This is a genomic window from Collimonas sp. (assembly GCF_035566555.1).
Classification (GTDB): Bacteria; Pseudomonadota; Gammaproteobacteria; order Burkholderiales; family Burkholderiaceae_D; genus Collimonas.
Genome location: NZ_DATMRB010000183.1, coordinates 1 through 21,112 on the forward strand (window position 1 = coordinate 1; position 21,112 = coordinate 21,112).

A 21,112-nucleotide genomic window follows, 5' to 3' on the forward strand; every position below is an offset into this window, starting at 1 on the left:
GCGCGGCGCTTGAGCTTGCCCAGGTACTGGCTGCGGGCGACGATTTCCTGTCCCGGGTAGCAGCCTTTCTTGAAGTTGACGCCGCCAACCACTTCGAAGTTGACCATCTGCGGCACGAACTGTTCCTGCGTAGCCAGCGTGATCTGCGGGATGCCGGCCTGGATTTCGCTCAGGCGCCAGGCTTGCGCGCTGAGCGCCTGCAGGCTGTTGCTCAGCAGCGGCCAGGCGGCGATGGCGGTCTCGGGACTGGCGATCCATTGATAGCGCGGCGCACCTTCGGCGTCGGCGACGCGGATCAGGCTGCCATGCTGGTTGTCGATTTTGCCGTAGGGTGCATCCGGTAGCGCCGGGAACCATGGCGCCAGCGCTGCGGCAACAGCATCGCCGGCGAAGCCGAGCACGGCGTGCGCTTCCGTGACGTCAGCCAGCTTGGCCTTGGCGCGCATGATGAACATCTGCAGGCGCTTTTGCAGCGCCGCCTGCAACTCGCGCGGCAGCTGCAGGAAGATGCTGTCGCCGCTCTTCCAGATCAGGAAGGTTGCCTGCAGGCGTCCCTTGGGCGAGCAATAGCCGGCCAGACGCGCCTGCATTGCAGTCAGGTTCTGGACATCGTTGGTGAGCTGGGTGTGCAGGAAACTGGCGGCGTCTTCGCCGCTGGCGGCGATCAGGCCCAGTTCCTGCAGCGGGGCAATGAAAGACGGCTGGGCCGCCGCAGCCGGCGGCAGTGCTGCCAGTGTTTGTTGCTGTAGAAATTCCGGCCAGGTACTTGTCATTTCATTCATAAATCGTAAGCATTCCCAAAACAGCGATTATCATATTGGGTTGATTATAGTGATGTCGCAAAAAAGGCGTTGGGTTTCGCCGTTTTTGCGCTGCTTGAAATAATAGATACGATTAATTCGGAGCGACCGGTCTTGTTTAAAAAACTATTGTTGTGGGTGATCTTGTTGGGCGGCATGGCTGCTGGCGGCGTAGCTTACTGGGCGCAGCAGCCGGTATTCGATGCCGGGCCGGTGCGGCCGTTCGCCATCCAGCCCGGCAGCACGCTGGCCAGTTCGGTGGAACAGATAGACCAGGCCGGGGTTGGCGTCAATCCGCAGCTGCTGGAGTTGCTGGCCCGGATTACCGGCAAGGGCGGCAAGCTGAAGGCTGGCAGCTATGAGCTGAAACCCGGCGCCACGCCGCTGCGCCTGCTGACACAGCTGGTGCGCGGCGAGTTTGCGCAAGAATCGCTGACCGTGATCGAAGGCTGGACTTTCCGCCAGATGCGTCAGGCAGTGGCGGCGCAAGCGGCGCTGAAGCACGATACGGCGGCCTTGTCGGATGCTGAACTGCTGGCAAAAATCAGTCCCGACTACAGCATGCCGGAAGGCTTGTTCTTCCCGGATACCTATCTGTTCGCCAAGGGTTCCAGCGATCTGCAGGTCTACAAGCAGGCGCACGCCTTGCTGCTCAAGCGCCTGAACCAGGCCTGGGAAGGACGCGACGCTACGCTGCCTTACAAGACGCCCTACGAGGCGCTGATCATGGCTTCCATCGTGGAAAAGGAAACCGGCCGTCGCGCCGACCGCAGCACGATCGCCGGCGTTTTCGTCAACCGCCTGAAGATCGGCATGCTGCTGCAAACCGACCCCACCGTGATCTATGGCATGGGCGATCAATACCAGGGCATCATCCGCAAGCGCGACCTGACCACCGACACGCCGTATAACACTTACACCCGCGCTGGCCTGCCGCCGACGCCGATTGCCCTGCCAGGCGCCGAGTCGATCGCGGCAGCGCTGCATCCGGCGCAAACCGACGCCCTGTACTTCGTCGCCCGCGGCGATGGCAGCAGCCATTTTTCCAACAATCTTGGCGAGCACAACCAGGCGGTCAATCAGTATCAGCGCTAGATTTCCCGACTATGGGCGATAATGGCGCAAAACAGTCACGCAACTCAGTAGCGTGACACGGCTTCATACACAGATTAAGACAATGGCATCAGGAAAATTCATCACCTTTGAAGGCATAGACGGCGCCGGCAAGTCGACCCACATCGGCTTTGTCGCCGAGCTGCTGCGCAACCGCGGCCTGACCGTCGTCACCAGCCGCGAACCGGGCGGCACCGCGCTGGGGGAAGCCCTGCGCGAAGTGCTGCTGCATCAGAAAATGCACCTGGAAACCGAAGCCATGCTGATGTTCGCGGCGCGCCGCGAACACCTGGCGCAAGTCATCGAACCGGCGCTGGCGCGTGGCGACTGGGTCATTTCGGACCGCTTCAGCGACGCCAGCTTTGCCTACCAGGGCGGCGGCCGACAGCTGCCGCTGGCCAAGCTGGAAGCGCTGGAGCAATGGGTGCACCCGCATCTGCAGCCGGACCTGACCCTGCTGTTCGATGTGCCGCTGGAAGTGGCGCGCGACCGTCTCGACGCCACCCGCACGCTGGACAAGTTTGAACAGGAAAAGTCGGCATTCTTTGCCGCCACCCGCGCCGAGTACCTGCGCCGCGCCGCCCAGTTTCCCGAGCGCTTCCAGATCATCGACGCCACCCGGACGATTGCCGAGGTCCAGCAGACGCTGACCGGCATCATCGCTACATTATGCGCAGAACAGGCCAAGCCTTGAAGCAGACTGAAAAGGCATCGCATGAGTAATACCTTGTTCCCGTGGCAGGGCGACGTCTGGCAGCAGCTGCAGCAGATGCGCGCGCGGCTGCCGCACGCGATCCTGTTCCATGGCGCCGAAGGCATAGGCAAAACCGTTTTTGCAGAGCAGTTCGCCCAGTCCCTGCTGTGCGAAACGCCGCTGCCGGATGGCCATGCCTGCGGCACATGCGGCTCGTGCGGCTGGTTCGTGCAGTACAACCATCCTGATTACCGCCGTGTACGGCCGGAAATCCTCGACGGCGATGAGGCCGGCGACGGCGAAGAAGGCGAGGCCGGCGACGGTAAAAAGACCGCCAAATCGGCCAAGGCGCCATCCAAGGAAATCAAGATCGACCAGATCCGGGCGCTGGCTGGCTTCATGAATATTTCCACCCACCGCCAGGGCCAGCGCGTGGTGTTGCTGTATCCGGCCGAAGCGCTTAATACGGCTGCCGCGAATGCCTTGCTGAAGACGCTGGAAGAACCGCCGCCGAATACCGTGTTCCTGCTCAGTTCCAACAGCCTCGACCGCCTGCTGCCGACCATCCTGTCGCGTTGCCGTAAATTCGCCATGCCGCTGCCGTCGCGTGAGCAGGCGCTGGCCTGGCTGCGCCAGCAGGATGTCAAGGATGCCGATGTCTGGCTGGCCGAGCAGGGCGGTGCGCCCCTGACCGCCTACGTGCAGTCGCAAAGCGAAGGGCGCGAGCTGATCGACGAATTTTTGCAGCATCTGACCCGGCCCGGCATCGACGGCGCCCTGAAATGCGCCGAGCATTTGCAGAAAACCCCGGTGGCCGAGCTGGTGGCCTGGCAACAACGTTGGCTGTATGACCTGTTTTCGCTTAAATTGTCCGGCACAATCCGGTATTATCCCCGGTATGAAAAAGCGCTGGCCGGATTGGCCGCCAAAGTCGAGACCGGCGCTTTGCTGCGGGCCCTGAAAAGCAGCAACGAGCGTCGCGCGATCGCCGACCATCCGCTCTCGGCGCGCCTGTTCATTGAAGAAATGCTGCTGGATTACGCCAGCATGTTTGCTTGAATTTTGCTTATAGGACGATGATGGCAGAGAACACCACAATCCCGGCCGAGCCGGTCAAACTATCCCGGCCGTCGGTATTGTCGCTGGTAATCAAGGAAAAATCGGCGCTGTACGCCGCTTACATGCCGTTCCTGGTCAATGGCGGCATCTTCGTGCCGACCAACAAGACTTACCACCTGGGCGATGAAATCTATCTGATCCTGAGCCTGATGGACGACGGCACCAAGTATCCGATCGCCGCCAAGGTGGCGTGGATCACGCCGAAGAACGCCAATAACAACAAGGCGCAGGGCGTCGGCGTGCATTTCCCGGACGACGACAGCGGCCAGCGGCTGCGCAAGCGGATCGAAGAAGTGCTCGGTTCGGCGCTGGGCTCGGCGCGTCCGACCCATACTTACTAAGCTGCCCGCGGCAACGATATATTCAGCACTACTACAGCACTATGGATCATATGGACTACAGCTTCAGACTCGCCACGCAGCAGGATTTGCCGGCGATTGTCGCCATCTACAACAGCACCGTCGCTTCGCGCGAAGTGACGGCCGATACCGAGCCGGTCACGGTGGCTTCGCGCCAGGCCTGGTTCGACCATCACAATCCCGAACGCCGTCCGCTGTGGGTGGTGGAGCAGGAGGGCGCAGATGGCCGGAAGTCGCTGCTGGGCTGGCTGTCGTATTCCGATTTTTACGGCCGTCCGGCTTATTCCGGCACTGCCGAGCTATCCATCTATATCCACGAAGATGCGCGCGGCAAGGGCATGGGCCGCTATCTGCTGGGGCAAGCCCTCGCGCACGCCCCGAGCATCGGCGTGCACACCTTGCTGGGCTTCGTGTTCGGCCATAACCAGCCGAGCCTGAAACTGTTCGACGCCTTCGGTTTCGAGCGCTGGGCCAACATGCCGCGCGTGGCCACCCTGGACGGCATCGAGCGTGATCTGGTGATCCTGGGCAAACGCGTCGCCTGAAGCACTGCCGCTGCATTTAGACGCCCATTTACGCTCCTGTCCGACGTTATTTCCTGCCGGTGCTAAAGTACCGGTTTTCTCCTATTCTGTTTTGAGTTGCTTATGTCGCGCACCCTGGTTCTAGCCTCCAACAACGCTGGAAAATTAAAAGAATTCGGCCAATTGCTGGCGCAGATCGATTTCGACGTGCGTCCGCAGGGCGAATTCGACGTCCCCGAGGCGGAAGAACCGTACCTGACTTTTGTCGAAAATGCCTTGACCAAGGCCCGCCACGCCTCGCGCCTGACCGGCCTGCCGGCGCTGGCGGACGATTCCGGGGTCTGCGTCAATGCTCTCGGCGGTGCGCCCGGCGTATTGTCGGCGCGTTATGCCGGCGAGCCCAAGTCCGATGCCGAAAACAACCGCAAGCTGATCGCCGACCTGGCGCCGCATGCCGACAAATCGGCCTATTATTACTGTGTGCTGGTGTTTGTCCGCCATGCCGACGATCCGCAGCCGGTGATCGCCGACGGCCGCTGGAACGGCCAGATCATCAGCGAGGCGCGCGGCGCCGGCGGTTTCGGCTACGACCCTTATTTCCTGATTAGCGAGCACAACAAGACTGCCGCCGAGTTCACCGCCATTGAGAAGAACGCCATCTCGCACCGCGGCCAGGCCCTGCGTGCACTGGTAGAGAAGCTGCGATGATCCCGATCAAGCCCATCGGCATGCCAGGGCAAGCCAAAAGCGCGCTGGCCGACAAGCCTTCCGCCGCAGCCCAGGCCGCGCTGGCCTATCTGCAGCCGGGCGCGCTCAGCCTGAGCGCCTTGCCGCCGCTGTCGCTGTACATCCATTTTCCCTGGTGCGTGAAGAAGTGCCCGTATTGCGATTTCAATTCGCATGAAGCCAAGGGCGGTTTTCCGGAAGAAGAATACCTGGCCGCCTTGCGCGCTGACCTGGAAGCCTCGCTGCCGCTGATCTGGGGCCGCAAGATCTACACCATCTTCATCGGCGGCGGCACGCCCAGCCTGATGTCGGCGGCCGGGCTGGATCGCCTGATGTCGGACGTGCGCTCCTTGCTGCCGCTGGACGGCGCCGCGGAAATCACCATGGAAGCCAATCCGGGCACCTTCGAAGTCGAGAAATTCAAGTCCTACCGCAACAGCGGCATCAACCGCCTGTCGATCGGCATCCAGAGCTTCAACGGCCGCCATTTGCAGGCGCTGGGCCGGATCCACGACGACGGCGAAGCGCGCCGCGCGGTCGAGATCGCCCACGCGACCTTCGACAATTTCAATCTTGACCTGATGTATGCGCTGCCGTCGCAGACCCTGGAAGAGGCACGGCAAGACGTCGCCACCGCCATCGCCTTTGCGCCGCCGCATCTGTCGCTGTACCACCTGACGCTGGAGCCGAACACCTACTTCGCCAAGTACCCGCCGGCGATTCCCGACGACGACGCCAGCGCCGAAATGCAAGACATGATCAGCGCCCATACCGGCGCCGCCGGTTACGGCCACTACGAAGTCTCGGCCTACGCACAGGCCGGACGCCAGGCGCGCCATAACCTGAACTACTGGCAGTTCGGCGACTATCTAGGCATCGGCGCCGGCGCCCACAGCAAGCTGTCGTTCCCCCATCGCGTGATCCGCCAGATGCGCTACAAGCAGCCCAAGGCTTACCTGGAGCACAGCCGGCTCGGCAATGTGGTGCAGGAAGAAACGGAAATCGGCCGCGACGACCTCGGTTTTGAATTCATGCTGAATGCGCTGCGCCTGAATGGCGGCTTCGAGGTCAATCTGTTCAGCGAACGGACCGGGCTGGCGCTCAATACGATAGAAAAATCGCTCAACCAGGCTGAAGCCAAGGGTTTGCTGTACCGCGACCACAAAATCATCAAGCCGACCGTGCTGGGGCAGCGGTTTTTGAATGATTTGCAGCAAATGTTTTTGCTGGATTGAACGGTTTTCCTGGGCTGCCTCCAGAGAATTTGTATAAAAAGCAGGGCGGCGCTCGTTAAGCTGTTGCAAATTGGGTATAATTACGACCTTTCCGGAAGTGTGGCCGAGTGGTTGAAGGCACTAGTCTTGAAAACTAGCGACGGTTTATCCCGTTCGTGAGTTCGAATCTCACCGCTTCCGCCAGATGCATGCAAAACGGCCCTTTATGGGCCGTTTTGCTTTTCTGCCAAGTCCTTTGCGCAGCAATCTTTTCCACATTGTTCAAATCGTTTCCGCCTGTTGAGGCGAGACACGCTCGGGCCGACATATGGGCGCGCCGGCTTTTCGCTGTCGGCCACGAATATGACATGCGATGCACCTATCCAAGATTGTCAGGGACCGGATCAAAAATGGAAAATCCAGTTGTCTCCAATGTGGTAATTATTGCTAAATTATCTTTTGTTAATTGCAATATTTTTCATGGGGGGATTATCTTAATTTGCTGTTGATGTCACAATCATTTGCAATCGGGCAAGCAAATTTGAGGTAGAGTGAATGTTGGGTTAAATCGATTTTGTGGTCCTCAAGGACCGGTGGCTTGAAATGCATGAAATGGTTGTTGAACTCGCGCCGTAAAGCAATACAGAATAGTCTTTATGACTCCGGCTGTTTGTCACAAAGGGTGCCAATTAGATCTGCACTGTTGCAATATGGCAATTTACCTAAATTTGCCAACTAGTGGCATTCGGGGCGCGTCGATAGAAAGGTTGCCGGCTGTAATCGTGTGACCCTCAATGATTTTGATTGCCAAATGCCAAGATTGAGACCGCCGCTGCATTGTCTGTTAATTGCAATTAGGATACCAAAATGCTGATCGTATATGTTCTTCGCTACAAGAGAGTGTTAGCGTGAATCTCGCCGACGCGTTGCAAACGTTTGCCTCCGGTTCGCTGAATCAGGAAAACCGGCCTATCCGTCTGCATTGGGGAAGTGCCCAGAGTACCCTCGAGCAGGTCCTGGTCGTTCAACGCATCGACATTACCGAAGGCCTCTGTACAGGTATCGAAGGGCATTTGACCTGTCTGTCGACGCGCTCCAATCTGCCGCTCAATGCATTTATCGGATTGCCGGTGTCGGTCCAGCTGGTCAACGACCGCGGGGCATTGCATCAGATTTGCGGGATTATCACCGACGCGCGTGCGGGACAATCCGATGGATCGCTCGCTACCTATCAATTAACTATCCGCGACGCATTGTCAGTGCTGGAACGACGGATCAATACCCGGATGTTTCGCACTAAAAATGTGCTGGACGTGATTGAAATCTTGCTGAAGGAGTGGCAGAAAAAAAGCCCTGCGCTGGCGCGCGCCTTCGACTTCGATCTATCCGACACAGACCGGAGCCAGTATCCTGTGCGCGAGCTCACGGTGCAGTTTCATGAATCCGATGCCGATTTTATCCGCCGGCTGTGCCGTCGCGAAGGTATTGCATGGTTCGCCGCGGCAGGTCAACCGGAACAGGCTTCGTCTGCCCGCAATAACAGCGATTTACCAATACATATGCTGGTATTTTTCGATGACCAGATGAAGTTGCCGCAATCGGGTGCCGGCACTATCCGCTATCACCGTGATGCGGCCACCGAAGAACGTGATTCGGTGACGCTGTGGTCGGCTTCGCAACAACTCGTGTCCGGCAGCGTCCAGCGCGCCAGCGCGGATTATAAGAGCGGCAAGATGGCGCAGGCGTCGCAAACCAGTATCGTCGATCAGGGACAGGCCGGCAACGATCTCGCGCAACTGCTTTCGGACAGCGTCATCGATGTGCCGCACGCCGGCGATTCCTGGGCGGATTACGACCGGCTGACCAAGGCGCGGATGCTATCGCATGAACTCAGGGCCGTCAGCGTCGACGGCGCAAGCGGCGTGCGCGATCTTGCGGTCGGCCGCTGGTTCGAACTGACTGGCCATCCCGAGGTGGATACGCACCCGCAGGAGCAGCGGCAGTTCATGGTCACGGCTTTGCATCATCGCGGCGAGAATAACTTGCCGAAGGAGTTGAACGAGCGTGCGCAATCGCTGTTTGACAGCAGCCGCTGGCACGCCGGTTCGTTGACGGTCACCTTCCAGACATTAGCACCAGGAACACCCGACACCCGTTATAACAACACCTTCACCTGCGTGCGGCGCGGCGTCGCATTGACCCCGGTATACGATCCGCGCATCGATCTGCCGCGTGTCTATCCGATCACGGCGCTGGTAGTCGGGCCGCAAGGGGAAGAAGTTCACTGTGACGAATTCGGCCGCATCAAGATACAGATACAGGGCTTGAATCCGGACGATCACGCGCATGCGCAAGGTGCGGGAACCAGCGGCACGCAGACAGACAGCGCCTATGTGCGGGTCAGCAGCAGCTGGGCCGGTAAAAACTACGGCCACGATACCTTGCCGCGGGTGGGGATGGAAGTTGCCCTGGATTTCCTGAATGGCGATCCAGATAAAATGTTCGTCACCGGCGTCCTGCATAACGGGCCGAACATGCCGGCGACATTCAGCCATACCGGCGCGCTGCCGGGCAATCGATTCCTGTCCGGGATGAAGACCAAGGAAATCAAAGGAAACCGCTACAACCAGCTGCGTTTTGATGACACCGCCGGCCAGATCAGCAGCCAGCTGGCCAGCGAGCATGCGGCCAGTGAGCTCAACCTGGGATATCTGACGCAACCGCGCACGAACGGCAGTGGTGAGGCTAGAGGCGAGGGCGCAGAATTGCGCACAGATGCGGCGGCTTCGCTGCGTGCTGCGAAAGGCATCCTCCTGACCACCTACGCACGCAACAAGGCGGCAGGCCACATTCTTGAGCGCGATGAACTGAACCAGTTGCTCGGAGAGTGTACGGCCTTGTTCAAGGCGCTGGGTGACTATGCCGGTCAGCATGGCGGCCAGGCTGCGGATGGCGCTGCCCAGAACCAGCTCGCAACAGCCCTCAAGAATTGGGACGCATCCAGCAGTGGCGCGGGTAGTGCATCTGCTGGCGGCGGGGACGCAGCAGCCATCATGGCATTCGGCGCGGCTACAGGGTCCGTCGCCGTCACGCCTAAAACGCATGTGACCTATGCCGGCGAGAACATCGACCAGGTAGCGCAGCAGCATCTGCAATTGATGAGCGGCCAGCGCCTGAATGCCACTGCAGGCCAGGGCATGCAGCTGTTCGCGCGCGGCAAAGGCATCCAGGCGATCGCAGGCGAAGGGCCGATGCTGCTGCAGGTGCAGACGGATGCATTGACGGCCAACGCGCAAAAGGGCGTCAAGATCAGCAGCAACGAAAATGAAGTCCTGGTCACGGCGCCGACGATTCGCTTTGTTGCCGAAGACGGCAGTTACATCAAGATCGGCGGCGGCGTGACGCTGGGCACGAACGGCGATATCAAACTCCTCTCCGCATCGCACCAGTGGGGCGGCCCTTCGACGCAGCAGGCGGCTAAGACAAATTTCAACAACGCACCGACCGATCAGCGTTTCAAGCTGCACTACCCCGGCGAATCGCCGGAATCGACGGCCGCGGCGGCTCATCAGCCATACCGCATCACGCTGGACGATGGACGGGTGATCGAAGGCAAGAGCGATGCGAACGGCCACACCGACCTGGTCAAGGACGACGCCATGCGCATCCTCAAGATCGACATCCTGAAACCTGCACTATGAGAAGCCAACAAGGATAATTATGGCCGATACCAACAGCGACTATCACGTTGTCGGCGCCGCCGGCGCCGTCACCTATGCAGACCGGGGGAATGACCGCCCAGTGCAACTGCCGCGCGATCTGCCGGGCATCGTAATTTTTCTCCATGGCGTCAACGATCCTGGCGCGATATATTCGTTCGTCGAAGACGGGATTTGCAAAGGACTCAATGAGCGGCTATCGCGGAATGACTTGAGCGCAGGAAGCTATGGTGCAACCTATAGCCAATTGAAAGCCAAAAAAAATCCAAATACACTCGACGCTAAAATACTGACCGACCCCGATACTTATCTCTATCGGCGCCAAGAAATTGCTGGCACAACTAAAAGCAGCTTTATTCCGTTTTACTGGGGGTATCGCGCACAAAACGATGAAATTGCGCGGCTCAACTCCAAGGGGCAAAGCAACACCGAAGAGGTGAAAGGTGGTGTCGCTGATAAGGACGGCAATTTGTTGATGCGCGACCAGTATCAGGACATACACGGAAATCGCCTCGATAAACATTTCGGCAAGGCGGGAGGCTTCTTCGCAAACGCGACGAACAATATCCCCCAGATGTACGGTGAGGGGTTCAGGGCGGACTGGGCGGCGCGCAGAGTGACCAAGAATGCCTTGGGGGGGAACTCGATGTATGCCGCTGACGCACCGGAGCGCCGCTATTTTGTCCTGGCGGCAACGCGTCTGGCGCATCTGATCAACATGATTCGATCGGTCCAGCCCTCCGCGCTCGCCGCTGCGCAAGGCATGCAGCCTGAACATGAAACGATCACCATCATGGGACATAGTCAGGGAACGATCCTGACCCTGCTGGCGCAGGCGATCCTGAAACAGAAGGGCCAGCGCTGCGTTGATTGCATCATCATGGTCGACACTCCCTACAGCCTCTACCAGACGGACGACTGCAATCAAACCGGCCATGCCAAACTCAAGACCCTGATCGACATCGTCAATGAAGTGACGAAAAAGCCCTACACGATTCCGGACCTGGCCGACATGATGATTAATCACGACAAGCACGGTGGCCGCGCCGGGACGAACTGGAGCAAGACGCAAGGCAAACGCCTGGACAAGAGTGGCAAGAACTGGGTGACATTTGACGAACGCGATAACCGCGGCAAGGTGTATTTGTACTTTTGTCCTGAGGATACTGTGGTCGGGCTAAAGACTGTCCATGGTATCGGCACCTTCGGGGTTCCCGATGAAGTGCCTGCCGACGGCGCGGCAAAAAATGCCAAGAAGAGCACCATGGACGCCATGAAGGTTCTGGAGACCAAGCGCTTCTTTCAACGGATGTGGACGCGGATGACGCGCGACAACAATTTCGATGGCAAGTACAAGAAGGTGTTGGTCGGCACCAAGCCGGCACGGGTGCCGGTTCGTGAACAATTTGAACGCTTGTCGCCTGGTCCTGATGCAAGTGCGACGGATCAAGGCACGAACGCAATTCTGCAGGCGAGCTTTAAACGCAACGATATCCGTTTCATCAACGGAGAAGAGTTGAAACCGCCCTGCGAACCTGACATGTATGGTGGCGAGGTCAAAGGTGAAACCGGCGGCTCCAGGCCTGGATATGCTGATAGGGCTGGGAAGATGATACCGGACGATGTTACCAAGAATGTGATCGTGGGTAATCAGTATGCGGATCTGGAATGGAAAACAGCGGGGCACTTTTTCGATCCCTATTCGGCCCTGGAAAAAGAGAAAGCGGAGTTCAATGCCAATAAACCTGTCGACGAGCAATCCCAGAATTGGCGCGTGAGCTGGAGTGGAATCTCGCTGGAACGTGAGGAGACGCCGAAAGAAGCGCGTGAACGAATGCAAACCGACAAGGACGCTTACGAAGCCAACAACTACCATTCTGGCTTGCTGCATGCTGCAGAAAATCATCGCTGGGTAACGGCGATGGATGTCGCGATCGGACAGGCTGTGACGATGGATGATCCTGTCTGGCATGAACTGCTGGTGGCCATAGCAGATTGGAAATTGGATCCGGACGCTTTTTACAAGATAAAGAAGAACAAAGCCTACACAGACCGCCTGACCAAGGAAGAAAGGGGTTTTATTGAGGCTTGTAAAGATTATTATCAGTTTGGCACATTTCCTGGCGAACAGTTCGTCTCGATGACGATGCCACCACTGGTGACCAGTGAATTGACACCAAAGGCCACTGCAGAGCAGCAGCAGGCAGCTGACCTACAGAGAGAAGCGGAAATGCGCTTTTACCAGAACCAAGCCGCCCAGGGCATGGCAAGATTGGGTAGCTTACGATGAGGCCGCGCATTTGGCCGTATGCTGCAGGCTTCTTGCTGGTGGCGATCATCTGGACCGTCTATGTGATGGCTGGGAATTATAATCATTGGCAAGCAACAGGACAGGAGACGATGTATATGGGAAGCAGTATTCGAAATGGTGTATTGGCTGCGCTCGGCATTGCCATCCTGGCTTACGGTGGGAGTTTGGCGTGGATGCATCGGTCGTCGAATGCTTCCGCAGATTCGTCTTCGCAAAAACAGGTTGCTTCCGCTGCAGTAGCGTCGAGTCTTCCTGGCGCCCAGGCGATGCTTGCACAAACGGGAAAGAAGTTTGCGCTGGAAGTACGGGGTATGGGCGTCGTCGTTGGCGAAAATACCGATGAGGAAATCTGGCAGGCTATTGAAAAAAAGGCCGACAATTACGCTAGTTATGTATCGCAGAACCCAGAAGATTATACGAATAGCGCAGACGAACGCTTGTCTAAGCTAAGTGCTGTGACAGGCCTGTCGTTTGAGAGAGGCGCGCGGCATGCAGTCGATCAGTGGCCGCTGCCAGTCATTATTTGGTATCCCCCGAAGGCGAAAAGAACTTCTCGGCCAGCAGAAGACCTGGCGGGATTACGCCAAGAGGCGAGCTTGGGCGTGACATTACTCTTGTGGCAAGAGGATGCCAATACCGATGACGGCACAGCCATGATCGAAAAGCTGTTCGCATTCTTCGACACCCATCCGGACGTTCCGGCGGCACTGCTGTTTAGCCGCGACGGGTCAATGGTCCGCTCGCTGGTTGAGACCCCAGGCAACGTGGACACCCCCGAGGTAGGTCATGTTATTCCAGCCATGCCGGACAGTGTTGGCGCGTTTCTAGTGTCGCGCTCGGATCGCGTAGACAAATTGATCCGACCATTTGCCGTAGCGCAGACGGCCAATATTAATAAAACCAATACAGAGTACGACGTCGTCAAGCTGTGGAATTTCTTTTGGCATAAGAATGATGATCGAGGCCCTGACAGTTTTGATGCCCATTACAAAAAGGAAGCAAAAGCAGCTGGGATTATCGAGCCGGGGTCGATCGGGGTGATGTCGTCAAGCTGGTGGCAAGCACAATTGCCTGAGTTGTGGCAAACACTTGGCAACCAGGGGCCGGGCGAGTTCAAACCGACACCCTATATTCCCGTGCGCTGGACTAACTGGCAGCTCAAACAATTCGATAGCGCGCCTTTACTGGGCTATATACACCGCCCCGTGGATGTCAAGCTGACCGACGATCACGGCCAGCCACTGAAGACTGCTCTTCAGGCCGAAGCCTTGAAGGCCGGTTGGGAACAGGCTATCGCTGCGCTTCCAGACAATAAAGAACCCAAGCGCCTGTTCTACGACACCACAGGCAACAAGCAATGGGTGATCCCGCTGAACCAGGCACTGGCGCAAGTGGGCACTTCAGCACCTCATCCAGATGAGGTGAAGGAGGGCTACGACATCGGCGCCCGCATCGGCAATACCGGCACCAGTTCACCCATGGTGCAGATCGGGCTGGGATTGATCGCCAGTTATCAGCAGGGCGGGGCCAGCGCGACGGTAAACCGGCGTCCGAACGGTATGGCCAGCATCGTGATGGTGAGCCCGCCGGATGAGGCGACCAAGGCCGCATGGGCGAAGAATAATGGTGGCGTGAGCCCGTTCAAATGAGAGCGACACGATGCGCGGGGTGATTCGTCTAGGGGATTCCACCAGTCACGGTGGCAAAGTAGTGACCGGGCAGGAAAAATCGATTGTGATGGAGCGGGCCGTGGCCTGCGTCGGCGATCGTTGCACCTGCCCGATGCCCGGCCATCATGACTGCGTGATCGTGGAGGGCGACCCGGCCGTACAAATCGACGGCAAAGCAGTAGCTTTCGACGGCCACAAGACATCCTGCGGCGCGGCGCTGATCTCTAGCATAGGGTCGTCAGGACGGATGTGAGAGCGTTCATCCTCTCGACATCCTACTCCAGGATAGACCTCCAGCTTCTCTGGTGGCCACTCTCTACTCGTTGAGACCGAAGTGCTTTAGCAGCAGATCGATAACGCTGCGTAACTTGGCCGTTGGCCGGCTATCCTGTGCGTAAATCAGATACATGGGCGTGGACTTATAGGACCAGGCCGGCAATACCGGCAGCAAACGGCCTGCCGCGATGTCGTCGGCCAGCAGCGCTTCCGGTTGCAGCACGATGCCGGCGCCATGCAAGGCCGCATTGCGCAAAGCGCTGCCTTGGTTTGCGCTGAATCGGCCCGTTACCGGCACTACGCACAATTCACCCTCAGGCCCAAGCAAATGCCAGCGATCATGGTGGCGCCAATAGGACAAGCCGAGGCAACTGTGCGTCTTCAATTGTTCTGGGCGTTCTGGCTGCCCATGCCGCGCAAGATAGCCTGGCGCTGCCGCCAGTATCCTGCGATAGGGGCGCAGCGGTCGCGCGACCAGCCCGACGCTGTCAATTTCACCGATATGCAGACCTAGTTCGTAACCTTCGTTGATCAAGTCAGGTACGCGATTATCCAGCGTCAGTTCCACGTTCACTTCGGGATGGCGGGCCAGATAGTCGGTCAGGACCGGTACAAGGCTCTGGCTGCCAAAGCTCACCGGGGCAACCAGCCTGATCAGTCCGCGTGGGCTGGCCTGCAGCTCTGAAGCACTGGCCTCGGCCAGTTCCACTTCGGACAGCACGCGCTTGCAACGTTCGTAATAGAGCCGGCCCACTTCAGTCAGCTGCTGGCGGCGCGTGGTGCGATGGAGCAGCCGGGCGCCAAGCCGTTGTTCAATGGTCCGGACGTGTTTGGCAACCATGGTGGGGGAAACCCCGCTGGCGCTGGCGGCAGCAGTGAAATTGCCGCTGTCCACCACCCGCACAAACATTGCCATGCCAGCCAGCTTGTCCATGATTAAGAACCTGTGGGTTTTGAATAACTGAAATTATTGCATATTTATCCGCGTTCACAATTGAGTAACACTGAAGGTATCGACGCCCCATCCGGGGCGTCGCTTACCGAGGAACTGTTATGCCCATATTACGTTTGGAAATGCATCCCGGCCGCACGCCGGAGCAAAAGCGCACCTTCGTTCGCGAGGTGACCCGGGTTGTTGTCGAAACCTTGGTCTGTCCGCCGGAAAGCGTCGATATTGTGATTAGCGAAGTGTCGCGTGAAGATTGGGCAAAGGCGGGCAAGCTGGTCGCGGATAAGTAAATCAGCAGGCAGGTTGTTGTCGTCAGTCCGGCCGGCTCCATAAGACAGACGTCCCGTTATTATGGAGTGCGCCGGACTGATACTCGATGTACGAACTTACTGCTGCAGTGGCAATCAAGGCGATTGCGATAAGGTTCCAAAATGCCGGCTTCATAGCGCCCCCATGGCGTCAGGTTTGACAATGCATGTTACGCCTGTCTGGTTAATTCGTGTCAGCCTCACTCTGGCACCATGTCGCTGCAAAATCGTTTACGCCAAAGCGTTTCATCGGAGAGGCATGCCGAGTGGGCCATTCGGCATGCCGTTTCACCGAAATGCTTGACGCGGACCTGGAATTGATTTTTAATACATAAACCGAACAATAGCTCGATACAAATATGCCATTTCCTTTAAGCCGCCGCAGCGATACAGCCCGTGAGTCCAGCTCTATGGGTGAGTTCGCGCGTGCGCGTATGGGTAGGCTGGTTGCCGCTGCGCTGAATAATAATGATTTCAACTCGATACCGGGCTGGAATCGATCCGCTTTATCTGATTAGAGAAGCGAACACGATGTTTAAAAGCCCGGAAGATTCCGGGCTTTTTTATTTCCGGAATCCCAGGGGCAGCCGATTTTGCAACTAGCCGAGGAGAAGGAAATGTTCACGTTTGAAGAAATTGCAACGCAAGCAGGGAAAAAAGTCAGGGTGGAAGGATTTGTCGCCGCTACCCGCATCCAGAGTCAAATTGCCTTTATCGTTCTGGAGTCCGGAGCGAGTAAATTACAGGCCGTCGCATTGGGTAAAGTTCGTGAGCAAGCGAAGTTATTGATGCACCAGTCTTATGTTGCGGTCGAAGGGGCCGTGGTCGCCGCCAGGCAGGCGCCTGGGGGATTCGAGATACAGGCGGAGTCGGTGGAGCTAGTGTCGCCTGCAATCCAATGGCCGATATCCATCGACAGTGACATCGGCGCGAAGCTGGACTGGCCGGTGGCGAGATTCCGGGAGCGCAAGGAAGCGCTGGCATTGATTGTTCAAAGTGAAATCGAAGCGGAAATGACCGGATTTCTCCGGCGCCGTGGATTTATCGGAATTCATTCGCCCAAGCTCATGGCGGCGCCTTCCGAATCCGGATCAGAAGTGTTTGAAGTGAAATACTTCGGCGAAAAGGCCTATCTCGCGCAATCGCCGCAAGCCTACAAGCAAATTGCGATCATGGCGGGCCTCGGTAAAATTTATGAGGTAGGTCCAGTCTTTCGGGCCGAACCAAGCTTTTCTTCTCGTCACGCAACCGAGTTCATTTCGTTCGACGTCGAGTTGGAAGGCGTCAAGAGTGAATACGAGATCATCGAACTGGAATGTGCAATGATTAGCGAGGCGTTGCAGAAGGTCATTGCAACGCTGGGGCCGGAACTGGCGCAGCATTATCCCATGGCGAGTGTCCCGTCGCAGTATACCGTTTTGGAATTTGCCGAGGCTCAAGCATTGCTAGGTGTTTCTGGCGAAAAATCGCTGAGCGCCGAGGAAGAGCGCAAGCTCGGGGCGATGCTGCAAGAGCAGGGTCATGATCTCGTGGCGTTGACGCGCGTGCCATGGAAACAGCGGCCCTTCTATCATATGCGGGAGGGAGAAACGCTGACGCGCAGCTTCGAGCGGCTCTATCGGGGAGTGGAAATTACCACCGGTGCAATTCGCGAGCACCGTCACGAAATCCTGATGCAGCAGCTTGCAGAAAAAGAGCTGACAGGAAAGGGGCTGGAGTTCTATCTGGATTCGTTCAAGCTGGGAGCGCCTCCCCATGGCGGATTTGGCCTCGGACTGGTTCGTTTGACGGCCTTGTTTTTGGGGATGCCGGGGATTAAGGAAGCAAGCTTTATTCACCGGGGACCCGGGCGGCTCATTCCGTGAGCGGAAGGAATTGCATGTGCGGATGGTGGCGGCAATGACCCGACGCTGCCATTCGTAAGCGAGCCTTACGCAGCAATCAATACGCTGGCGCGAGAAAATCTCCCCGAGCTGTGCGAAGATAGCTGCGATCCCATCAAGAGGCCATTGACCCATGAACGACATCCAAGAAAGAATCGCAGCCAGCTTCAAAGCGCAAGGCCTGATGGCAACCCTCGGCGCGCAGCTTGCCTCAGTTGCAGATGGCGAGGTGCAAATTGAATTGTCATTTTCCACGCAGCTTTCGCAACAGCGCGGCTATGTTCACGCAGGCGCAATAACCAGTATTGTTGACACCGCATGCGGGTATGCGGCCTTGACCAAGGCGCCGGCCGAGTGCGACGTTGTCACGGCCGAATTCAAGATCAACTTCGTGCGTCCCGCGCTTGGCGAACGATTCCTGGCAATCGGAAAAGTGCAGACTTCAGGCAAGCTGCTCACTGTCTGCACAGGGGAAGTGCGGGCCTTGTCGGGAAGCGACTGGAAAGTGATTGCCATCATGCAGGCTACGATCGTCAATGTCCCTGCCTGAGCTCGGCGCGATGGAAAGAAGAAGACCAGTTCATGCGAGGCCATCGATTGACGGACGTTCTGGAGGGAAAATCAGCACGTCAGATTGGCAATCGTCGCCGGCAGTTTGCCTAGCCAGCCAGGGTATAACTAGTCCCCCTCTGATTCGGCATTCTTCTGCCAAGGAATCCCTGCCTGGAGCCGCAGAAGCTTTTTTCCAAGTAAAAGAACTTCCCGGAGCAATACTTAAATGCCGGTTTTATGCGCCGTAAACAACAACCTCAGCCCAAGCGCCGCAATGGCGCCGGCGGCGACGCGGTCGATTTTTGTTTTGGCTTTCAGATACAGTTCGCGCGGCCGCTTGCTGGAAAAACATAGGGCGACGACCGTATACCAGCCGGCTTCCACTGCAAACACTAGCGGCGGCAGGGCGAAATAGCACCACAGCGGCGGATGCTGCGGGAGCAGGGCGGCAAAAATGCTGCCATAGGCCACCGCGGTCTTCGGATTGCTCAACTGCGTACTGAGTCCGACCCAGAACGATCGGCGCAGGTTGCCGCCGCTTGCAGCACGTTCGTTGTTCAGGGCCAGCGGGGCCGCTGCGCCGCGCCAGATTTTCGACGCCAGGTAGAGCAGGTACAGGCCGCCGGCAATCTTGAGGCCCATGTAAAGCCAGCCCACGGTGGCCAGCAAGGTGTACAGTCCGACCAGGGCAATGCCGCTGAAGAAAACGCCGCCCAGTCCCATGGCGACCGCCGTGGCCAAGCCGTCGCGACGCGACAAGCCGATCGAATGCCTGGCGACAATCACAAAACTCGGGCCTGGGCTCATCGCCCCTATCAGTAGGGCGGCAAGAATGGCTGCGATAGCGGCTAAGGGGCTCATTGCGATATCTCCTCGGGGAAGCGGGCGGGAATGCGTGATCGAATGAAATATTACACTTCCTGCCCGATCTGCGCTGTAACCGAGCCTTTGCTCCCCGGCCATGCACTATTCCATGTAATATATTTTCCAAACTTCTCTGGCGTAGCGTCCTCCTATGCAAACTCTTCCTCTACGTCTTAGTCCTGGACAGGACCTGCGCGCCACTCTGGAGGCTGTGCTGGCCGAACACGGCGTGAGCGCGGCATTTGTGCTTCAGGGTATCGGCAGCCTGTCTGTTGCACAGCTGCGCTTTGCGGGGGCGAAACGGGCCACCGAGCTGCGCAGCGACCTGGAGATGCTGACACTGGCCGGATCGCTCTCGGTCGATGGCGCCCATCTCCATATGAGCGTGGCCGATGCGCAAGGCCGGGTGCTGGGTGGGCATGTGGCGGCGGGATGCATCGTGCGCACGACGGCCGAGCTGCTGCTAGTCTTGTTGCCGGAACATCGCTTTACCCGCGAAGCGGATGCAATTTCTGGCCACCATGAGCTGACCATAGCGTCGCAATCATATCCGGATGGCGTGTGAAGCAAGCTCCATGCATGATCAGAATGACGTGCTTGGCTGATCTCAAAACCTCTTCATATCCGGTGTGCAAATTCAGCGTGGGCAGAAAAACCTGCCCACCCTACGGCCTGCGCTAAGCAAGAGTTTGCACGGCATCGTAGGGTGGGCACCTCGTGCCCACGCGGATCCCGGACCTGCTTACATCCGGCGTGCGAATTCAGCGTGGCAGAGAAACCTGCTCAGCTACGAGAACGATGGATAAACCAGGTTTGTCGTGCTTTAAAACAGGCGGCGTGGCGATAAATGGCTGCGCGCACGATCTTTGAAAGAACGTCAGCCTGGTCGCGCAGCAAATGGGGCAGCAGTTCGACCGAAGAGTGGCCCGATTCGCCATTCTTCACCGCGTTACGAGTGATCGACCTGGCTTTGCCACAGGGTGCGACAATTAGCCGCATTCTTTTTAAGCAGATGCACTTCTATACTCGGCGGGAATTTTCTCAGCCATTGATAGGATGCACATGCATGATGTTCCACACGCCCGCCCTCGAATCCTGCCTGCGTTGATTCGCGTCGCCGTCGCCAGTCTGAGTACCCTGACTGCCAGCGCCATTGCCAGCGAGATCGCGTCGAACGACGTGCTGCTGCCGACGGTCGTCGTCACGGCAGCGCAAGAGACTTCGCCGCTGACCATCGTGGTCGATCCCAAAGCACCGCGCCAGCCGATACCGGCCAGCGACGGCGCCGATTACCTGAAAACCATTCCCGGCTTTTCCGCGGTCCGCAACGGCGGCAGCAATGGCGATCCCGTCTTGCGCGGCATGTTCGGTTCGCGTATCAACATTCTGAACGATGGCACTACGATCCTCGGCGCTTGCCCTGGCCGCATGGATGCCCCGACTTCCTATATTTCTCCGGAAAGCTACGACAAGCTGACCGTGATCAAGGGCCCGCAAAGCGTGATCTGGGGGCCGGGAGCGTCAGCCGGGACGGTGCTGTTCGAGCGTACGACGGAGCCGTTCTCAGCGACCGGTAACCCTGTCCGCTTTGACGGTGGACTGACGGCTGGATCTTACGGCCGCAACGAACAGAGGGCGGATCTTGCCGTCGGCACGCCGGATGTGTATACACGGGTAATCGCCAATCACGCGCAAGCCAATGACTACAAGGATGGCAATCGGCAAACGGTCGAGTCGCGCTGGGATAAATGGAATATGGACGCCGTGCTCGGTTTTACGCCAGACGCCAACACCCTGCTGGAATTGAATGCAGGCATCGGCGACGGATTCGCGGCCTATGCCGGGAGGGGAATGGATGGGGCCAGCTTCAAGCGCCGCAGTTTCAACGCCAAATTCGAAAAGCGCAATATCAGCCAGCATATCGCCAAGCTTGAGGCGATCGCATATTACAACTATGCCGATCACCTGATGGACAACTACACGCTACGCAAGCCAGACCCCAATGCCGGCATGATGAAAATGCCGATGGCG

At 58.0% G+C, this 21,112-nt stretch carries 19 protein-coding genes, 1 tRNA gene and 1 pseudogene; 17 read left to right on the top strand and 4 right to left on the bottom strand.

Translation table 11 applies throughout. The annotated features are described in order from the left end of the window. Positions 1–782 (bottom strand): folate-binding protein (locus tag VNZ65_RS23075; RefSeq protein WP_325673251.1); only part of this gene is annotated, 782 nt, incomplete at its 3' end. Positions 783–914: 132 nt separating this feature from the next. On the opposite strand from VNZ65_RS23075, the gene mltG reads away from it, so the two are divergent. The 12 genes from mltG (at position 915) to VNZ65_RS23135 (ending at position 14,502) form a co-directional block, all read left to right on the top strand. Further along, positions 915–1,895 carry an endolytic transglycosylase MltG gene (mltG, locus tag VNZ65_RS23080; RefSeq protein ID WP_325673252.1) on the top strand — a complete coding sequence of 327 codons (981 nt, stop codon included), beginning with the start codon at positions 915–917 and terminating at the stop codon, positions 1,893–1,895. Positions 1,896–1,977: 82 nt separating this feature from the next. After that, complete coding sequence (gene tmk, locus VNZ65_RS23085; RefSeq protein WP_325673255.1) at positions 1,978–2,607, top strand: dTMP kinase; 630 nt, start codon at positions 1,978–1,980, stop codon at positions 2,605–2,607. A gap of 21 nt (positions 2,608–2,628) precedes the next feature. Beyond that, positions 2,629–3,666, top strand: a complete 1,038-nt coding sequence (locus VNZ65_RS23090) for a DNA polymerase III subunit delta' (RefSeq protein WP_325673257.1) — start codon at positions 2,629–2,631, stop codon at positions 3,664–3,666. 20 nt (positions 3,667–3,686) lie between these two features. Continuing rightward, positions 3,687–4,067: a PilZ domain-containing protein gene (locus tag VNZ65_RS23095; RefSeq protein WP_061946111.1), complete on the top strand. Its 381-nt coding sequence runs from the start codon at positions 3,687–3,689 to the stop codon at positions 4,065–4,067. Between the two features lie 50 nt (positions 4,068–4,117). Continuing rightward, a complete protein-coding gene (locus VNZ65_RS23100) occupies positions 4,118–4,630 on the top strand; it encodes a GNAT family N-acetyltransferase (RefSeq protein WP_325673260.1) in 513 nt (170 codons plus the stop codon). A gap of 102 nt (positions 4,631–4,732) precedes the next feature. After that, positions 4,733–5,317 carry an RdgB/HAM1 family non-canonical purine NTP pyrophosphatase gene (gene rdgB, locus VNZ65_RS23105; RefSeq protein ID WP_325673262.1) on the top strand — a complete coding sequence of 195 codons (585 nt, stop codon included), beginning with the start codon at positions 4,733–4,735 and terminating at the stop codon, positions 5,315–5,317. After that, the gene (gene hemW / locus VNZ65_RS23110; RefSeq protein ID WP_325673264.1) at positions 5,314–6,570 is read left to right on the top strand and encodes a radical SAM family heme chaperone HemW; all 1,257 of its coding nucleotides are present in this window, start codon (positions 5,314–5,316) and stop codon (positions 6,568–6,570) included. Before rdgB ends, hemW begins: the two co-directional genes overlap by 4 nt. A gap of 93 nt (positions 6,571–6,663) precedes the next feature. Then, positions 6,664–6,753, top strand: a tRNA-Ser gene (locus VNZ65_RS23115). A 704-nt stretch (positions 6,754–7,457) separates the two neighbouring features. Further along, complete coding sequence (locus tag VNZ65_RS23120) at positions 7,458–10,250, top strand: type VI secretion system Vgr family protein (protein WP_325673266.1); 2,793 nt, start codon at positions 7,458–7,460, stop codon at positions 10,248–10,250. Between the two features lie 19 nt (positions 10,251–10,269). Continuing rightward, the gene (locus VNZ65_RS23125; RefSeq protein WP_325673268.1) at positions 10,270–12,558 is read left to right on the top strand and encodes a T6SS effector phospholipase Tle3 domain-containing protein; all 2,289 of its coding nucleotides are present in this window, start codon (positions 10,270–10,272) and stop codon (positions 12,556–12,558) included. Next, complete coding sequence (locus VNZ65_RS23130; RefSeq protein ID WP_414649204.1) at positions 12,555–14,228, top strand: type VI lipase adapter Tla3 domain-containing protein; 1,674 nt, start codon at positions 12,555–12,557, stop codon at positions 14,226–14,228. The genes VNZ65_RS23125 and VNZ65_RS23130 overlap by 4 nt, the downstream gene beginning before the upstream one ends. 10 nt (positions 14,229–14,238) lie before the next feature. Beyond that, positions 14,239–14,502, top strand: coding sequence for a PAAR domain-containing protein (locus VNZ65_RS23135; protein WP_325673270.1), 264 nt, complete (start codon positions 14,239–14,241; stop codon positions 14,500–14,502). 63 nt (positions 14,503–14,565) lie between these two features. Here the strand turns inward: VNZ65_RS23135 and VNZ65_RS23140 are convergent, their stop codons facing one another. Then, on the bottom strand, positions 14,566–15,459 hold the full coding sequence (locus tag VNZ65_RS23140; RefSeq protein ID WP_325673272.1) for a LysR family transcriptional regulator: 894 nt from the start codon (positions 15,457–15,459) through the stop codon (positions 14,566–14,568). Between the two features lie 119 nt (positions 15,460–15,578). Between VNZ65_RS23140 and VNZ65_RS23145 the strand changes: the two genes are divergently transcribed. The 3 genes from VNZ65_RS23145 (at position 15,579) to VNZ65_RS23155 (ending at position 18,215) form a co-directional block, all read left to right on the top strand. Next, a complete protein-coding gene (locus tag VNZ65_RS23145; RefSeq protein WP_325673274.1) occupies positions 15,579–15,764 on the top strand; it encodes a 4-oxalocrotonate tautomerase in 186 nt (61 codons plus the stop codon). Positions 15,765–16,399: 635 nt separating this feature from the next. Next, positions 16,400–17,647, top strand: coding sequence for an amino acid--tRNA ligase-related protein (locus VNZ65_RS23150; RefSeq protein WP_325673276.1), 1,248 nt, complete (start codon positions 16,400–16,402; stop codon positions 17,645–17,647). A gap of 151 nt (positions 17,648–17,798) precedes the next feature. Further along, complete coding sequence (locus tag VNZ65_RS23155) at positions 17,799–18,215, top strand: PaaI family thioesterase (RefSeq protein WP_325673277.1); 417 nt, start codon at positions 17,799–17,801, stop codon at positions 18,213–18,215. Positions 18,216–18,439: 224 nt separating this feature from the next. Here the strand turns inward: VNZ65_RS23155 and VNZ65_RS23160 are convergent, their stop codons facing one another. Continuing rightward, positions 18,440–19,078 carry a LysE family translocator gene (locus tag VNZ65_RS23160; RefSeq protein WP_325673278.1) on the bottom strand — a complete coding sequence of 213 codons (639 nt, stop codon included), beginning with the start codon at positions 19,076–19,078 and terminating at the stop codon, positions 18,440–18,442. 154 nt (positions 19,079–19,232) lie between these two features. On the opposite strand from VNZ65_RS23160, the gene VNZ65_RS23165 reads away from it, so the two are divergent. Then, the gene (locus VNZ65_RS23165; RefSeq protein WP_325673280.1) at positions 19,233–19,646 is read left to right on the top strand and encodes a PPC domain-containing DNA-binding protein; all 414 of its coding nucleotides are present in this window, start codon (positions 19,233–19,235) and stop codon (positions 19,644–19,646) included. Positions 19,647–19,927: 281 nt separating this feature from the next. On the opposite strand, the pseudogene VNZ65_RS23170 reads toward VNZ65_RS23165, so the two are convergent. Then, positions 19,928–20,035, bottom strand: a pseudogene (locus VNZ65_RS23170) (magnesium transporter CorA); the annotation flags it as partial. A gap of 102 nt (positions 20,036–20,137) precedes the next feature. On the opposite strand from VNZ65_RS23170, the gene VNZ65_RS23175 reads away from it, so the two are divergent. Beyond that, a partial coding sequence (locus VNZ65_RS23175; protein ID WP_414649205.1) for a TonB-dependent receptor plug domain-containing protein occupies positions 20,138–21,112 on the top strand: 975 nt, incomplete at its 3' end.

Excerpts from the sequence above, each read along its gene's own strand:
- tmk (WP_325673255.1), top strand. The coding sequence starts at position 1,978 with ATGGCATCAGGAAAATTCATCACCTTTGAAGGCATAGACGGCGCCGGC.
- VNZ65_RS23090 (WP_325673257.1), top strand. The coding sequence starts at position 2,629 with ATGAGTAATACCTTGTTCCCGTGGCAGGGCGACGTCTGGCAGCAGCTG.
- VNZ65_RS23095 (WP_061946111.1), top strand. The coding sequence starts at position 3,687 with ATGGCAGAGAACACCACAATCCCGGCCGAGCCGGTCAAACTATCCCGG.
- VNZ65_RS23100 (WP_325673260.1), top strand. The coding sequence starts at position 4,118 with ATGGACTACAGCTTCAGACTCGCCACGCAGCAGGATTTGCCGGCGATT.
- rdgB (WP_325673262.1), top strand. The coding sequence starts at position 4,733 with ATGTCGCGCACCCTGGTTCTAGCCTCCAACAACGCTGGAAAATTAAAA.
- hemW (WP_325673264.1), top strand. The coding sequence starts at position 5,314 with ATGATCCCGATCAAGCCCATCGGCATGCCAGGGCAAGCCAAAAGCGCG.
- VNZ65_RS23125 (WP_325673268.1), top strand. The coding sequence starts at position 10,270 with ATGGCCGATACCAACAGCGACTATCACGTTGTCGGCGCCGCCGGCGCC.
- VNZ65_RS23130 (WP_414649204.1), top strand. The coding sequence starts at position 12,555 with ATGAGGCCGCGCATTTGGCCGTATGCTGCAGGCTTCTTGCTGGTGGCG.
- VNZ65_RS23135 (WP_325673270.1), top strand. The coding sequence starts at position 14,239 with ATGCGCGGGGTGATTCGTCTAGGGGATTCCACCAGTCACGGTGGCAAA.
- VNZ65_RS23140 (WP_325673272.1), bottom strand. The coding sequence starts at position 15,459 with ATGGACAAGCTGGCTGGCATGGCAATGTTTGTGCGGGTGGTGGACAGC.
- VNZ65_RS23145 (WP_325673274.1), top strand. The coding sequence starts at position 15,579 with ATGCCCATATTACGTTTGGAAATGCATCCCGGCCGCACGCCGGAGCAA.
- VNZ65_RS23150 (WP_325673276.1), top strand. The coding sequence starts at position 16,400 with ATGTTCACGTTTGAAGAAATTGCAACGCAAGCAGGGAAAAAAGTCAGG.
- VNZ65_RS23155 (WP_325673277.1), top strand. The coding sequence starts at position 17,799 with ATGAACGACATCCAAGAAAGAATCGCAGCCAGCTTCAAAGCGCAAGGC.
- VNZ65_RS23160 (WP_325673278.1), bottom strand. The coding sequence starts at position 19,078 with ATGAGCCCCTTAGCCGCTATCGCAGCCATTCTTGCCGCCCTACTGATA.
- VNZ65_RS23165 (WP_325673280.1), top strand. The coding sequence starts at position 19,233 with ATGCAAACTCTTCCTCTACGTCTTAGTCCTGGACAGGACCTGCGCGCC.